Raw genomic sequence first — 12991 nt, forward strand, 5'->3', positions numbered from 1 at the left:
AACCTGCAACTGCTCTACCAGGGTCGTTCCCCCAGCTCCAACGGCGTCGACTACGGTCTGCTGCCGTACCGGCCGGGTCTGCTGACGCTGCAGCGCTGACCCGGTTGATCACACTCGACTGACAGGGAACGGGCGGGCTCGGCAGGACGCCGAGCCCGCCCGCGCCACGCCAGGTGTGGTGCACCTCTCGCGACCGGCAACCGGTCAGTTCCCGCCGTTCCGGCCGGTGCCGACAGCCGTGCAAGGATGGTGTGTGAGCTGCGAATCGACAATTTCGCCGGCGGTCGATCCCATCGCCTCCCCTCTCGTTCTGAAAGGGGAGGGAATTGTGCTGCGCGACTGGCTCGACGCGGATCTGCCGTCCATGCCGGGCCTCTTCGACGCGCCGGACATCGCGGCGAACACCGACATCCCCTCTCCGTTCGACGCGGACGCCTTTCTCAGCAGGATCCGACGGCGCCGCGCGCAGGGCGTCGTCGACCTGGCCGTGACACGCGACGGCGGGGAGCCGCTCGGCCTCGTCGCGCTGCACGTGGCGATCGGGGTGCTCGGGTACGCCGTCGGCCCGGCGCACCGCGGCCGGGGTATGGCGTCGCGTTCGCTGCGGTTGATGACGGCGTTCTGCCACCAGGAACTCGGCTTCACCCGACTACGGTTGAGCATCGTGCAGGGCAACGTGCCCTCGCAGCGGGTCGCCGAGTCCGCCGGATACCTCCGAAGCGACGATGACGTCGTCGAGAGGACGAACGGGTTGGGGCAGTCGAAGCTGCTCGAAACGTGGCACTGGCTCGCTCCCGTGACGTCCGGCTGACAAAAAGACGGGATACGACACGCGTCATCGGGGCTGTCGGTGGCGGACGAGTTTGGGACGATGCGCCGGTCGACATCACCGACGCGAAGGGACCCCCCGCGATGGCAAAGGTCATCTCCACGCTGTTCATCTCGGCCGACGGCGTGGCCGAGATCGACCCTGACTGGCACTTCCCGTACTTCGACGAGAACATGGGACGCGCCGTCACCGAGGACTACGACACCGCCGACGTGCTGCTCATCGGCCGCGAGACGTACGACAGCTTCGCCGGGGCCTGGCCCGACCGGGAGGCCGCCGGTGGTGAAGACGCACCGTTCGCCAAGCAACTCGGCGACATGCGCAAGGTCGTCGTCTCGCGTCAGTCGCTGGAGTTCTCCTGGCGCAACTCGGAGCTGATCAACGGGGACCTCCTCGACGCCGTCAGCGCGCTCAAGGCCGATGCCGGCGTCCGGGGCATCCTCATCCCGGGGTCGATCTCGGTGGTGCAGCAACTGCTGGCCGCGGGCCTGGTCGACGAACTGCGCCTGCTGGTGCACCCGGTGGCCGCGCGCAAGGGCCGCAGGCTGTTCGACGAGGGCGACGCGGCGTACCACCTGCGGCTCGTGGCTTCGGAGGCGTTCCCGACCGGGGTCCTCCGCGTGATCTACGCCCCGGGCACGGCGCCGACGCCGGTCGGCTACGACGAGGTCAAGGATCAGGTGCCGGCCGGCAACTAGGGCGTTCCTGGCCGGTCGCTCGCGGACCGGGATAGTCGTACGCCCATGTGAAGATCTCGTCGTGACTGAGTGGACGTACAACGACCGCCCCGAGGGCGTCAGGTTCCTCACCGATCGGGTCCCTGAGCCGGGCCGCACCGCCGTCGACGACGAGCTGTGGGGCTGGGTGGTGCGGGGTGAGAGCGACCCGGACGAGTTCGTCGACGTCTTCGACGACCCCGACGAGCGGTGCGGTGCCACCGACGACGACCTCAGGACGGCGTACGAGGCGGCGTTGGCGTTTCGGCGGGAGCAGCAGCGCGGGTGGGGTGAGGTGCGCGGCAACCTCACCCGTGCCTTCGCCGAGCTCAATGAGCTGGGGGTGTTGGCTCGGGAGGATTTCAGTTGTTGCGGCACCTGCGCGAGCGCCGAGATCCACGACGAGCGGGACGACTCTCGCCACTGGCACGGGTTCCTCTGGTACCACCAGCAGGACACGGAGTCGCTGATCGCAAGCGAGGACGGCGAGGTCTACCTCGGCTACGGCGTCTATCCCGCTGCCGACTTCGACGAGGTCGCCTATGCCGCCCTGTCGGAGGCCGAGCAGCAGGCCAGCTACCAGGCCGACCTGGAACGACTGCTGGACGAGGTCGCGTTTCCGGTGCTCCGCAAGCACGGCATGCGGGTGGAGTGGAACCGTAAGCAGTCCCGGCGGATCCGGGTCACCGGCGCCCGATGGTATGCGCCGCTGGATTGACGGCTACCGATTCATCCCACACTTCGGACGGGTGTTTAGTGAGGCCGATCGATATTGACGGGGGCGGTCGGCGGCGACAGGATCTCGGGCACCACCACCCCTGATCCCCTCCTGGGAGCCTCCATGACCCGTCCCCGCCTGCCCCGGATGCGGGCAGCCACCCGGTTGGCCGCCCTCGCCCTCGCCACCGCCGGTGTGCTGCTCACCGTCGCCACCCCCGCCAGCGCGGCCGTGCCCACCGGCCGTTACGTCGCGCTGGGCGACTCGTACACCTCAGGTCCGCTGGTCCCCACCCAGATCGACCTCAACTGTCTGCGGTCCAACCGCAACTACCCGTCGCTGGTGGCGGCGTCCGCCGGCTCGTCGTCGTTCGCCGACGTGAGCTGCTCCGGCGCCACCACCGACGACATCCTCTACGGCGGTAGTGGCGCACTGGGCATCACGCTGCCGCCGCAGCTCAACGCGGTCACCTCGAACACCTCGCTGGTGACGGTGCAGATCGGGGGCAACGACATCGGCTTCGCCGGCATCATCGGCGACTGTGCGGAGGCCAGCGTCAGCAGCCCGCTCGGCTCGCCGTGCAAGAACCGGTACACCGCCGGAGGGGTCGACCAGTTGCAGGCGCGGATCGTCGCCGCCACGCCGAAGGTCACCGCCGTGCTGCAGGCGGTCCGGCGGGCCGCCCCGAACGCGCGGGTGGTGGTGCTCGGTTACCCGGCGATCCTGCCGGACACCGGTTACGGCTGCTGGCCGGTCGTCCCGATCGCCTACCAGGACGTGCCGTACCTGCGTGGCATCGAGAAGTCGCTCAACGCCATGCTGGCCAGCGCCGCGAGCGCCAACGGCGCCACCTACGCCGATGTCTACACCCCGTCGATCGGCCGCGACGCGTGCAAGAGCAGCGGCACCCGGTGGGTCGAGGGTCTGGTGCCGCAGAACTCGGCCGCGCCGTTCCACCCCAACGCCCGGGGTGAGCAGGGCATGGCCACCGCCCTGCTGGCCAGGCTGAACAGCTGACCGGACCCGGTTGAGCCGGCCCCGTCGGAAACGGCGGGGCCGGCGCAGCACCGTCGGCGCTGACGGTGCTTCCCGACGCGGCACCACCACCCGAGGCGACGTCGCGGTGCTTGAGATCGCGCAGTCCGGGGTACCGAACGTGTCATGCCGAGCGTGGGGCAAGTCATCGGAGGCCGTTACCGCCTGGTCGAGAGCATCGCCAGCGGTGGGATGGGTGACGTCTGGCGGGCGGTCGACGACACCCTGGACCGCTGCGTGGCGGTCAAGATGCTGCAACCTCGGCTGGTCGCCGACGCCGGCTTCGGCGAGCGCTTCCGCCGCGAGGCGCGGGCCATGGCGGCCCTGCGTCACCCGGGCGTGGCCCAGGTCTACGACTACGGCGAGGTGTCCCAGGCCGACGCGCCGGTCCTCGCGTACATCGTGATGGAGTGTGTGCAGGGACAACCCCTGTCGGAGCGGATCGCCGAGGTCGGTCGGCTGGGGGTGGCCGAGACGATGTCGATCGCCGCGCAGACCGCCCGCGCGCTTCAGGCCGCACACGACGCCGGCCTCGTGCACCGGGACGTGAAGCCCAGCAACCTGATCATCGAGCCGGACGGGCACGTCGTACTCGTCGACTTCGGCGTCGCGGTGACGCCGGAGGCGGCGAGCCTGACCGGCACGAACCAGGTCGTCGGCACCGCCCACTACATGGCCCCCGAGCAGATCACCAGGAACGAGACCACCTCGGCGATCGACATCTACGCGCTCGGTGCGGTCGTCTACCACTGCCTCGCCGGTAGGCCCCCGCACCAGGGCGAGCACGCCGTCGCGGTGGCGCTGCGCCATCTCGAGGAGGAGCCACCGGCGCTGCCGGAGGACGTTCCGGCGGAGGTCCAGCGCCTGGTCGCCACCGCGATGGCCAAGGAGCCGACCCGCCGTTTCCCGACGGCGGCGGCGATGGCCACCGCCGCGCAGACGCTCGCGGAGCCGTCCGATGAGTTGGTGCGGACGGCCGTCGGCGCGCCGGTCGCGGCGGCGGCCGGGCGCTTCCCGGCCCGGCGCTCGGTTGCCGGCGGCGCGGCGAAGCGGTCGGGGGGTCCCGGGCCGAAGGTGCTCGCGGTGCTTCTCGGATCGATGGCCGCCGCGGCTGCCGTCCTGGTGTTCGCCGATCCCACCGGCATGATGCCGGGCCCGGCCGGGCGATCGTCGACGCCGCCCGGAGCGCCGTCCTCGGTGTCGCCAACGGCGCCCGCGCAGCAGGAGCCCGGGCCCGGCGCCGGCGGCGGTGAACCGGCCAACCGCGGTTCAGCAGGCGTGCCGGTGCGTGCGCCCGGGTCGCCGACGCCCAGCCGTTCGGCGGGCGACGGGGCGGCGGGCCGACCGACACCCTCCAGCACGAGCACCTCGGACGCGCCCGGACCCACCACCTCCGAGAGCCCCGATGCGGAGCCGACGACCGACCCGACCGGTGGAACAACGGCGCCATCCTCGGTGGCGCCGACCGAGGCACCAGCGGCCGACAGCGAGGAATCCGACGACACTGAGCAATCGCCGGAGCGGGAGACGGTGGCCGGCGAGAGCGCCGCGCCGCAGGCCTAGCGGACGGCGGCGACTGTCACGGCCGGGGCGCGCCCGTCGGGACCGTCGAGGCGTGGCGGCCGGGTACCTCTCGCGCGGGGGGGCGGGGCCCCCCACGCCAGAGGTGGTGTCAGGTGGTGCTCAGCGTCAACTGGTACGACAGGTGACCGTCGGCCAGGTCCAGTTGCCGTTGGCCATGATCGTCACACCGAAGTTGTTGCCGTTGCCGTTCGGCGTCGCGGTGACAGTGCCACTGTTGCCGTTCACCGCGGCGTTCCAGCTGTTCTGGATGCTCTGGCCGCCACCGAGGCCGAGGCTGACGACCCAGTTGTTGGTGCCACTGACCGCGACGTTGAGGTTGAACCGGTCACCCCACTGCTGGCCGGCGGAGAGCGTCGCGGTGCAGTTGCCGGTCCCCGGGTTGCCGGTGGTGGGCCCGGACGTCGGGTTGCCGCTACCGCCCTCCCGGACGGTGATGTCGGAGCTGCCGCTGCTCTGGTAACCCTCGGTGGCCATGATCTGGTAGCTGTGGTTGCCGAGGTTCAGGCCGGCGCGGGCCCAGGCGTCGAAGTGGTTGGCGGTGGTGATGGTGCCGCTGGAGCGCTTCTGCTGGCGGACGCTCCAGTACTGGTAGAACGTCTGGGTGCCGTCGATCGACGGGGCGTTGACCCGCTGGCTGCGGAGGATGTCGTAGGTGCCGCCGTCGGTGGTGACAGTGCCCAACCGCTGGGCGCCGCTGCTCGGGTTGTAGCTGCCGAAGTTCTCCACCACGTAGTACTCGACCAGCGGGTTGCGGGTCCACCCGTACAGGGCGAGGTAGGTGTTGTTGTTGCCCGGGTTGTAGCTGCCCGAGTAGCTGACCGTCCGTCGGTTGCCGGTGGCCCAACCCTTGCCGCCGACCCAGTTGTTGGTGCTCCGGTCCCAACTGCTGGTGTACCGGCCGTCGGCGCGCAGCGTCATGCTGGCGTTGCCGCTGTCCTTCCAGAACGAGAAGTAGTACCCGTTGTGCGTGCCGGTGAGGTTCGAGGTGAGCGTCCGGTCGGCCTCGGCGTACGCATTCGTGGCCGTCATCGTGCCGGCGACGGCCAGGACGGCGGTGCATGCGGCGCCGAGGAGCAACCGCATGCGGCCGCGACTTCTCGGTCTGGTGTGGCTGGTGTCGGTCATGGAACTGTTGCCTCCTCGTGACGGCTGGCGGGGGGCCAGCGGCGCGGTACGCCTCGGCAGGCTGCCGGTGGTCGGGTAAGGGCCACGGCGTCATACCGCTCTGGTGGTGGGGCCGGTCGTCCTGCACGACGACCGGAGAAGTGGGTCGCGGTGGTTTGGTGCTGACGACGATTGAGCGCCGTCGATGGCGACCGTATGACCCGGTCCACGGCTTGTCAACAATTTTCGGAAACACAATGGCAACACAGCCGTCGTCGCTGATTCCACATTCATCCAGGTCAGTAGTGGATCAGAGCGCAGGGTGGTCATCGGACGTTCACAGTGGCGGAGCGAGGGCTCGGCCGAAGATCGCTGAAAGTTCCGGAGACTTTCCGGATCTCGTGCGCCGACAGTGGCAGATGGTGCGGACAACGACCGCTGGTGCGACCGGTCAGCGACGCCCGAGCGCGTTGAGCCGGGCGGCCTGCCGGGTCAGGTGGTCGCGTTCGGCGAGGTTGGGGGCCTGCCGGGCCGCCTCGGCGTACCGCCGCGCCGCCGTCGCCAGGTCGCCGTCGCGCTCGTGCAGGTACGCCGCCACCGCCGTGTACCGGGGCAGTGTGTCGTCCAGCGCCGCGAGAGCCCTCAGGCCGGCCCGGGGACCGTCGGCCTCACCGACCGCCACCGCCCGGTTGAGTCGGACGACCGGGTTGTCGGTCAGGCGCACGAGTTCGTCGTACCACTCCACGATCTGCACCCAGTCGGTCTCGGCTGCGGTGGGCGCGTCGGCGTGCAGCGCCGCGATGGCGGCCTGGGCCTGGAACTCGCCCAGTTGGTCGCGGGCCAGGGCCGCCTGGAGGATCTCGACGCCCTCGGCGATCAACCGGGTGTCCCAGCGGCCGCGGTCCTGCTCGGCGAGGGGCACGAGGGTGCCGTCGGGCGCGGTACGGGCGGCGCGGCGGGCGTGGTGCAACAGCATGAGGGCGAGCAGCCCCGCCACCTCGGGGTGGTCGATCGCGGCCGCGAGCTGTCGGGTGAGCCGGATGGCCTCGGCGGCGAGGTCCACGTCACCGGAGTAGCCCTCGTTGAAGACCAGGTAGAGGACGCGGAGCACGGTGGCGACGTCACCGGGTCGGTCGAACCGCAGCCCGGAGACGGTGCGTTTCGCCCGGCTGATGCGCTGCGCCATGGTCGCCTCGGGCACCAGGTAGGCGTGCGCGATCTGGCGGGTGGTCAAGCCGCCGACGGCGCGCAGCGTGAGTGCTACCGCCGACGACGCCGTCAGCGACGGGTGGGCGCAGAGGAAGTAGAGCGCAAGGGTGTCGTCCACGGTGGGGGCGGGCCCCGGCGCCGGCTCCTCGTCGACGAGATCCTCACGCCGACGGCGAGCGGCGTCGGCTCGGGCCGCGTCGAGGAACCGCCGCCACGCCACAGTGGTCAGCCAGCCCAACGGGTCGCGCGGCGGGTCGACCGGCCAGACGCGGACCGCCTCGACCAGGGCGTCCTGCACGGCGTCCTCGGCCGCCGCGAAGTCGATTCCGCGGCGGACGAGGATCCCGAGGACGCTCGGCGTGAGGTTGCGCAGCAGCGTCTCGTCCATCGGAGTTGTCACTCCGTGATGGTCGGCGGCTCGCTCAGGAACGGGCGCAGCTCCAGCCACTCGTGGATCGGCTTGCCGCCGGCACCGGGAGCGGCCGACAACTCCCCGGCCAGCTCGACCGCCCGGTCGTAGCTGTCGACGTCGATCACCATCCAGCCGGCGATGAGATCCTTGGTCTCGGCGAACGGGCCGTCGGTGACCGGCGGTCGGCCCGGGCCGTCGTACCGGACGAACGTGCCCTCGGGGGCGAGTGCCTGGCCGTCGACGAACTCGCCGGTTGCCTCGAGCCGGGCCGCGAAGTCGCGCATGTACTGCATGTGGGCGGAGATCTCCGCCGGCGTCCACTGGTCCATCGGCACGTCGTGCACCGCCGCCGGGCCGCCCCGGTAGTGCTTGAGCAGCAGGTACTTGGCCATCGTGATGCTCCTTGAAGCTGGCTGCGACCCATCGTGGTCACGTTCACCCCGGGGACGGAGCCGGTCGGGACTTCTCGACATGGCTGTCCGCTTTTTCTTCCCCCGCAGGTTAACCTCGGGTGAATCGTCCGCCGTTGGGGTACCTCGGGTGGGCCCAAAACTTGATTCGTTCCAAAAAAGTGAGCTAGTGTTCGTACCCGTGATGTCCGACTTCGAGGCGCAGCTGCGGGCCGTCTCGTTGCGCGTGACCCGGCCCCGGTTGGCGGTGCTCGCGGCGCTGCGCGACCACCCGCACATCGGCACCGAGGCGGTGATCTCGCTGGTCCGGGCGGGTCACCCCACGGTCTCCCACCAGGCGGTGTACGACGTGCTGCGCGTGCTCACCGACGCCGGGCTGGTGCGGCGCATCCAGCCCGCCGGGGCGACCGCCCGCTACGAGTCCCGGGTCGCGGACAATCACCACCATGTCGTGTGCCGCTCCTGCGGCACCATCGCCGACGTCGACTGCGCCGTCGGTCACGCCCCCTGTCTCACCGCCTCGGGCGACCACGGTTTCGTGGTCGACGAGGCGGAGGTCGTCTACTGGGGCACCTGCCCCGACTGCGCGACCGACCGCACGCCCCAGAGATCCGCAAGCTCGGAAGGAAGCACATGAGCGACACCCAGGAGAACCGCCCCACCAGTGCGCAGGGCGTGGACCAGAAGGCAGCGGCCGGCTGCCCGGTCGCGCACGACTCGGTGACCGCGCACGGCAGCGAGAGTGAGAACCCGGCGATCGACTCGCCGACCCCGAAGACCGGTGGTCGTCCGCGCACCAACCGGGACTGGTGGCCCAACCAGCTCGACCTCTCGGTGCTGCACGCCCACTCGAACAAGGGCAACCCGCTGGGCGAGAACTTCAGCTACGCCAAGGAGTTCGCGAAGCTCGACGTCGAGGCGCTCAAGCGCGACATCACCGACGTTCTCACCACCTCGCAGGACTGGTGGCCGGCCGACTTCGGCCACTACGGCGGCCTGATGATCCGGATGAGCTGGCACGCCGCCGGCACGTACCGCATCGAGGACGGCCGGGGCGGCGCCGGTGACGGTGGTCAGCGGTTCGCGCCGCTGAACAGCTGGCCGGACAACGCCAACCTGGACAAGGCCCGCCGGCTGCTCTGGCCGGTCAAGCAGAAGTACGGCCAGAAGATCTCCTGGGCCGACCTGCTCGTGCTCGCCGGCAACGTGGCCCTGGAGTCGATGGGCTTCAAGACCTTCGGCTTCGGCTTCGGTCGCGAGGACGTCTGGGAGCCCGAGGAGATCTTCTGGGGTCCGGAGGACACCTGGCTGGGCGACGAGCGCTACGCCTCCGAGAAGGAGATGGCGGCCGGCGTCGGCTCGACCGAGATGGGCCTCATCTACGTCAACCCGGAGGGCCCGCGCGGTAACGCCGACCCGGCCGCGGCGGCGCACTTCATCCGCGAGACCTTCCGCCGGATGGCGATGAACGACGAGGAGACCGTCGCCCTCATCGCCGGTGGTCACACCTTCGGCAAGACCCACGGCGCCGGCGTCGCCGACAACCACGTGGGCCCGGAGCCCGAGGGCGCCCCGCTGGAGGCGCAGGGCCTGGGCTGGCTGAGCACCCACGGCAGCGGCAAGGGCGGCGACACGATCACCAGTGGTCTCGAGGTGACGTGGACCGACGTGCCGACGCAGTGGAGCAACCGCTTCTTCGAGATCCTCTTCGGCTACGAGTGGGAGCTGACCACCAGCCCCGGTGGCGCGAAGCAGTGGGTCGCCAAGGACGCCGAGGCGATCATCCCGGACCCGTTCGACCCGGCGAAGAAGTACAAGCCGACGATGCTCACGACCGACCTGTCGCTGCGCGTCGACCCGGCGTACGAGAAGATCTCCCGCCGTTTCCTGGAGAACCCCGACGAGTTCGCGCTGGCCTTCGCCAAGGCGTGGTACAAGCTGCTGCACCGCGACATGGGCCCGATCGAGCGCTTCCTCGGGCCGTGGGTGGCCGAGCCGCAGCTGTGGCAGGACCCCGTGCCGGCCGTCGACCACGAGCTGGTGGGTGACGCCGACATCGCCGCGCTCAAGGCGAAGGTTCTGGAGTCCGGGCTCACGATCGACCAGTTGGTCTCCACCGCCTGGGCCTCCGCCGCGAGCTTCCGCTACACGGACAAGCGCGGCGGCGCCAACGGGGCGCGCATCCGCCTGGAGCCGCAGCGCAACTGGGAGGTCAACCAGCCCGAGCAGCTGGCGACCGTCCTGACCGCCCTTGAGGGCATCCAGCAGGAGTTCAACGCGGCCGGCGGGGCGAAGATCTCGCTCGCCGACCTGATCGTGCTGGCCGGTTCGGCCGCTGTGGAGAAGGCGGCGCGGGACGCCGGCGTCGAGGTGACTGTGCCGTTCCGGCCGGGCCGCACCGACGCGACCCAGGAGCAGACCGACGTCGAGTCCTTCAAGGTCATGGAGCCGCGTGCCGACGGGTTCCGCAACTACCTGCGTGCCGGCGAGAAGACCCAGCCGGAGGTGCTGCTCGTCGACCGCGCCTACATGCTCAACCTCACCGCGCCGGAGATGACCGTCCTCATCGGCGGTCTGCGTTCCCTCGGCGCCAACGTCGGCGGCAGCCGGCACGGTGTGCTCACCGACCGGCCGGGCGTGCTCACCAACGACTTCTTCGCCAACCTGCTCTCGCCGGGCACCCGGTGGAGCGCGTCGAAGTCCGAGGAGCACGTGTACGAGATCCGCGACCTGGCCACCGACGAGCTGAAGTGGACCGCCACCGCGGTCGACCTCATCTTCGGGTCCAACTCGCAGCTGCGCGCCCTCGCCGAGGTCTACGCCAGCCAGGACGCCCGCGACAAGTTCGTGGCCGACTTCGTGACCGCCTGGACCAAGGTCATGGAGCTGGACCGGTTCGATCTCGCCTGACAGGTAGCACCGAGAGCCCCGGCCGATCCGCTGTGATCGGCCGGGGCTCTTTCGGCATATGACACCCGATATGGCCGTTTTCTCGGCTACTGTTGGCAGGGTGGGTACCCCCGGGGGTATGGTTGCCTCCAGGAGGTGCCGATGAAGCTTCGACCGGAGATGACCTCGGATGCGCTGACCCGGCTCAAGCGGGCGCGTGGGCAGCTCAACGCGGTTATCGAGATGATGGAAAACGGTCAGGATTGCCGCGAGGCGCTGACCCAGCTGGCGGCGGTGTCGAAGGCGATCGACCGCGCGGGTTTCAAGATCATCGCGTCGGGCATGCGGCACTGTGGGGCCGCGCGTGACCGTGGCGAGGAGCCGGAGATGACCGAGGAGGAGCTCGAGAAGCTCTTCCTGGCTCTCGCCTGAGGCGTTCCCGGGTTCGCCCTCTCGGGGGCGGGCCCGGACCGTCCCGTCGAGGTGTGGCGCGGCGGGCTCATCGTGCCCGAGGGTCCGCCGCGCCGACTGGCAATGGTGTGGGCGGGAACAGTGTGGGTGAAGAACCAGGCAGCAGTGTGTCGTCCACATACCCCCCGGGGTATCCGGAAAGGAGCGCAGGACATGTCAGTTGAGGTTTCCGTCGTCGCCACGTCCGCCCTCGGCGATCGCAGCTACCTGGCCTCGGACGGGCAGGTCGCGATCGTGGTCGACCCCCAGCGCGACATCGACCGGATCATGTACCTGGCGGGGGAGAAGGGCGTGCGGATCACCCACGTCCTGGAGACGCACCTGCACAACGACTACGTTTCCGGCGGGCTGGAACTCGCGCGGATCACCGGCGCGCACTACGTGGTGGCAGGGGCCGACGAGGTCGGCTTCGCGCGGACGTCGGTCGCCGACGGCGACCAGGTGAGCGTCTCCGACTCCCTGCGCCTGCGGGTGATCGGCACGCCGGGCCACACCTTCCACCACCTGTCGTACGTCCTGGACGTGGCCACCGACGGCGGCTGGGAGGCAACCGGCGTCTTCACCGGCGGGTCGCTGCTGTTCGGCACGACGGGCCGTACCGACCTGCTGGGCCAGCAGCACGCCCACGAGTTGGCCCAGCAGCAGCACGCCTCGGCGAAACGGCTGGCGGATCTGCTGCCCGACGGTGCGCAGGTGTGGCCCACGCACGGGTTCGGCAGCTTCTGTTCGGCCAGTCAGGCCGACGCTCCGGAGTCGACCATCGGCCGGGAGAAGGAGAAGAACCCCGTCCTGCGCCTGGCCGCTGACGACTTCGTCACCGAGACCCTCGCCGGCCTCGACGCCTACCCGGCGTACTACGCCCACATGGGGGTGGCCAACGCCGCCGGCCCGGCCCCGGTCGACCTCACGCCGGTGACCCGCGCCGACGCCGCCGAACTACGCGAGCGGATGACAGCAGGGGAGTGGGTGGTGGACCTGCGCCACCGCAAGGCGTACGCCGCCTCGCACCTGGCCGGCACTGTCAGTCTCGGTCTGGACGGTCCGATGGCCACCTGGCTCGGTTGGTTGATCGAGTGGGGGGTGCCGATCACCCTGCTCGCCGAGACACCGCAGCAGGTCGCCGACGCCCAACGTGAACTGGTCCGCATCGGTATCGACCGTCCCGCCGCGCAGGCCACCGGCGACGCCACGCGCTGGGCGACTGACCCCGGTCAGCTGCGCGAGCTGCGGATGGCGGACTTCGGGGCCCTCGCGGCGGCGCGGAAGGGCCAGATCCCGGCCGGTCTGCCCGGCGCGGACGTGATCCTCGACGTGCGGATGACCAACGAGTGGCGGGCCGGCCACATTGACGGCGCCGCGCACATCCCGCTGCCCGACCTGCCCCGGCGGCTGGCCGACGTCCCGACGGGCACCGTCTGGGTGCACTGCGGCTCGGGCTACCGGGCCACCGTCGCCGCCTCTCTCCTGACGAACGCCGGCCGCGAGGTGGTCGTGGTCGACGACGCGTTCGGGCACGCCCGGACCGCCGGCCTGGATCTGGTCACCGCTGCCTGACCGGAACAGTCCGCACCACCGGCCGACGCCACCGCCGCCGGCCGGCTTCCCCTGCCGTGA

Annotated in this window: 13 protein-coding genes; 10 read left to right on the top strand and 3 right to left on the bottom strand. The window is 70.5% G+C overall.

Annotation, left to right across the window (positions count from 1 at the left end; all coding sequences use genetic code 11):
- Positions 1-328 precede the first annotated feature (328 nt).
- The 5 genes from KBX26_RS30785 (at position 329) to KBX26_RS30805 (ending at position 4861) form a co-directional block, all read left to right on the top strand.
- On the top strand, positions 329-811 hold the full coding sequence (locus KBX26_RS30785) for a GNAT family N-acetyltransferase (protein WP_210867019.1): 483 nt from the start codon (positions 329-331) through the stop codon (positions 809-811).
- Between the two features lie 101 nt (positions 812-912).
- Positions 913-1527 (top strand): dihydrofolate reductase family protein, encoded by a 615-nt coding sequence (locus KBX26_RS30790; protein WP_030337692.1) that lies wholly within the window; start codon positions 913-915, stop codon positions 1525-1527.
- Between the two features lie 61 nt (positions 1528-1588).
- A complete protein-coding gene (locus KBX26_RS30795; protein ID WP_051708870.1) occupies positions 1589-2263 on the top strand; it encodes a hypothetical protein in 675 nt (224 codons plus the stop codon).
- Between the two features lie 123 nt (positions 2264-2386).
- Entirely contained in the window at positions 2387-3280 is an 894-nt protein-coding gene (locus tag KBX26_RS30800) for an SGNH/GDSL hydrolase family protein (protein ID WP_210859870.1), read from the top strand.
- A gap of 153 nt (positions 3281-3433) precedes the next feature.
- Positions 3434-4861 (top strand): protein kinase, encoded by a 1428-nt coding sequence (locus tag KBX26_RS30805; protein WP_307857952.1) that lies wholly within the window; start codon positions 3434-3436, stop codon positions 4859-4861.
- A gap of 126 nt (positions 4862-4987) precedes the next feature.
- Here the strand turns inward: KBX26_RS30805 and KBX26_RS30810 are convergent, their stop codons facing one another.
- Positions 4988-5965, bottom strand: a complete 978-nt coding sequence (locus KBX26_RS30810; protein ID WP_374224345.1) for a glycoside hydrolase family 11 protein — start codon at positions 5963-5965, stop codon at positions 4988-4990.
- Between KBX26_RS30810 and KBX26_RS32860 the strand changes: the two genes are divergently transcribed.
- Positions 5964-6086, top strand: coding sequence for a hypothetical protein (locus KBX26_RS32860; RefSeq protein ID WP_256443362.1), 123 nt, complete (start codon positions 5964-5966; stop codon positions 6084-6086). The genes KBX26_RS30810 and KBX26_RS32860 overlap by 2 nt on opposite strands.
- A gap of 351 nt (positions 6087-6437) precedes the next feature.
- Here the strand turns inward: KBX26_RS32860 and KBX26_RS30815 are convergent, their stop codons facing one another.
- Together KBX26_RS30815 and KBX26_RS30820 are read right to left on the bottom strand one after the other, a co-directional pair.
- A complete protein-coding gene (locus tag KBX26_RS30815; protein WP_210867031.1) occupies positions 6438-7583 on the bottom strand; it encodes an RNA polymerase sigma factor in 1146 nt (381 codons plus the stop codon).
- Between the two features lie 8 nt (positions 7584-7591).
- Complete coding sequence (locus KBX26_RS30820) at positions 7592-7999, bottom strand: YciI family protein (RefSeq protein ID WP_030337686.1); 408 nt, start codon at positions 7997-7999, stop codon at positions 7592-7594.
- Between the two features lie 199 nt (positions 8000-8198).
- Here KBX26_RS30820 and KBX26_RS30825 point away from each other — a divergent pair, with 199 nt between their 5' ends.
- The 4 genes from KBX26_RS30825 (at position 8199) to KBX26_RS30840 (ending at position 12931) form a co-directional block, all read left to right on the top strand.
- The gene (locus tag KBX26_RS30825) at positions 8199-8654 is read left to right on the top strand and encodes a Fur family transcriptional regulator (protein ID WP_280940615.1); all 456 of its coding nucleotides are present in this window, start codon (positions 8199-8201) and stop codon (positions 8652-8654) included.
- Complete coding sequence (katG, locus tag KBX26_RS30830) at positions 8651-10927, top strand: catalase/peroxidase HPI (RefSeq protein ID WP_030337684.1); 2277 nt, start codon at positions 8651-8653, stop codon at positions 10925-10927. Before KBX26_RS30825 ends, katG begins: the two co-directional genes overlap by 4 nt.
- 141 nt (positions 10928-11068) lie before the next feature.
- Positions 11069-11338, top strand: a complete 270-nt coding sequence (locus tag KBX26_RS30835) for a metal-sensitive transcriptional regulator (protein ID WP_030337683.1) — start codon at positions 11069-11071, stop codon at positions 11336-11338.
- Between the two features lie 192 nt (positions 11339-11530).
- Entirely contained in the window at positions 11531-12931 is a 1401-nt protein-coding gene (locus KBX26_RS30840; RefSeq protein WP_210867020.1) for an MBL fold metallo-hydrolase, read from the top strand.
- Positions 12932-12991: the final 60 nt, after the last annotated feature.

This window comes from Micromonospora sp. C97, from assembly GCF_018070385.1.
GTDB lineage: Bacteria > Actinomycetota > Actinomycetes > Mycobacteriales > Micromonosporaceae > Micromonospora > Micromonospora parva.

Excerpts from the sequence above, each read along its gene's own strand:
- KBX26_RS30790 (WP_030337692.1), top strand. The coding sequence starts at position 913 with ATGGCAAAGGTCATCTCCACGCTGTTCATCTCGGCCGACGGCGTGGCC.
- KBX26_RS30800 (WP_210859870.1), top strand. The coding sequence starts at position 2,387 with ATGACCCGTCCCCGCCTGCCCCGGATGCGGGCAGCCACCCGGTTGGCC.
- KBX26_RS32860 (WP_256443362.1), top strand. The coding sequence starts at position 5,964 with ATGCGGCCGCGACTTCTCGGTCTGGTGTGGCTGGTGTCGGTCATGGAA.
- KBX26_RS30810 (WP_374224345.1), bottom strand. The coding sequence starts at position 5,965 with ATGCGGTTGCTCCTCGGCGCCGCATGCACCGCCGTCCTGGCCGTCGCC.
- KBX26_RS30815 (WP_210867031.1), bottom strand. The coding sequence starts at position 7,583 with ATGGACGAGACGCTGCTGCGCAACCTCACGCCGAGCGTCCTCGGGATC.
- KBX26_RS30820 (WP_030337686.1), bottom strand. The coding sequence starts at position 7,999 with ATGGCCAAGTACCTGCTGCTCAAGCACTACCGGGGCGGCCCGGCGGCG.
- katG (WP_030337684.1), top strand. The coding sequence starts at position 8,651 with ATGAGCGACACCCAGGAGAACCGCCCCACCAGTGCGCAGGGCGTGGAC.
- KBX26_RS30835 (WP_030337683.1), top strand. The coding sequence starts at position 11,069 with ATGAAGCTTCGACCGGAGATGACCTCGGATGCGCTGACCCGGCTCAAG.
- KBX26_RS30840 (WP_210867020.1), top strand. The coding sequence starts at position 11,531 with ATGTCAGTTGAGGTTTCCGTCGTCGCCACGTCCGCCCTCGGCGATCGC.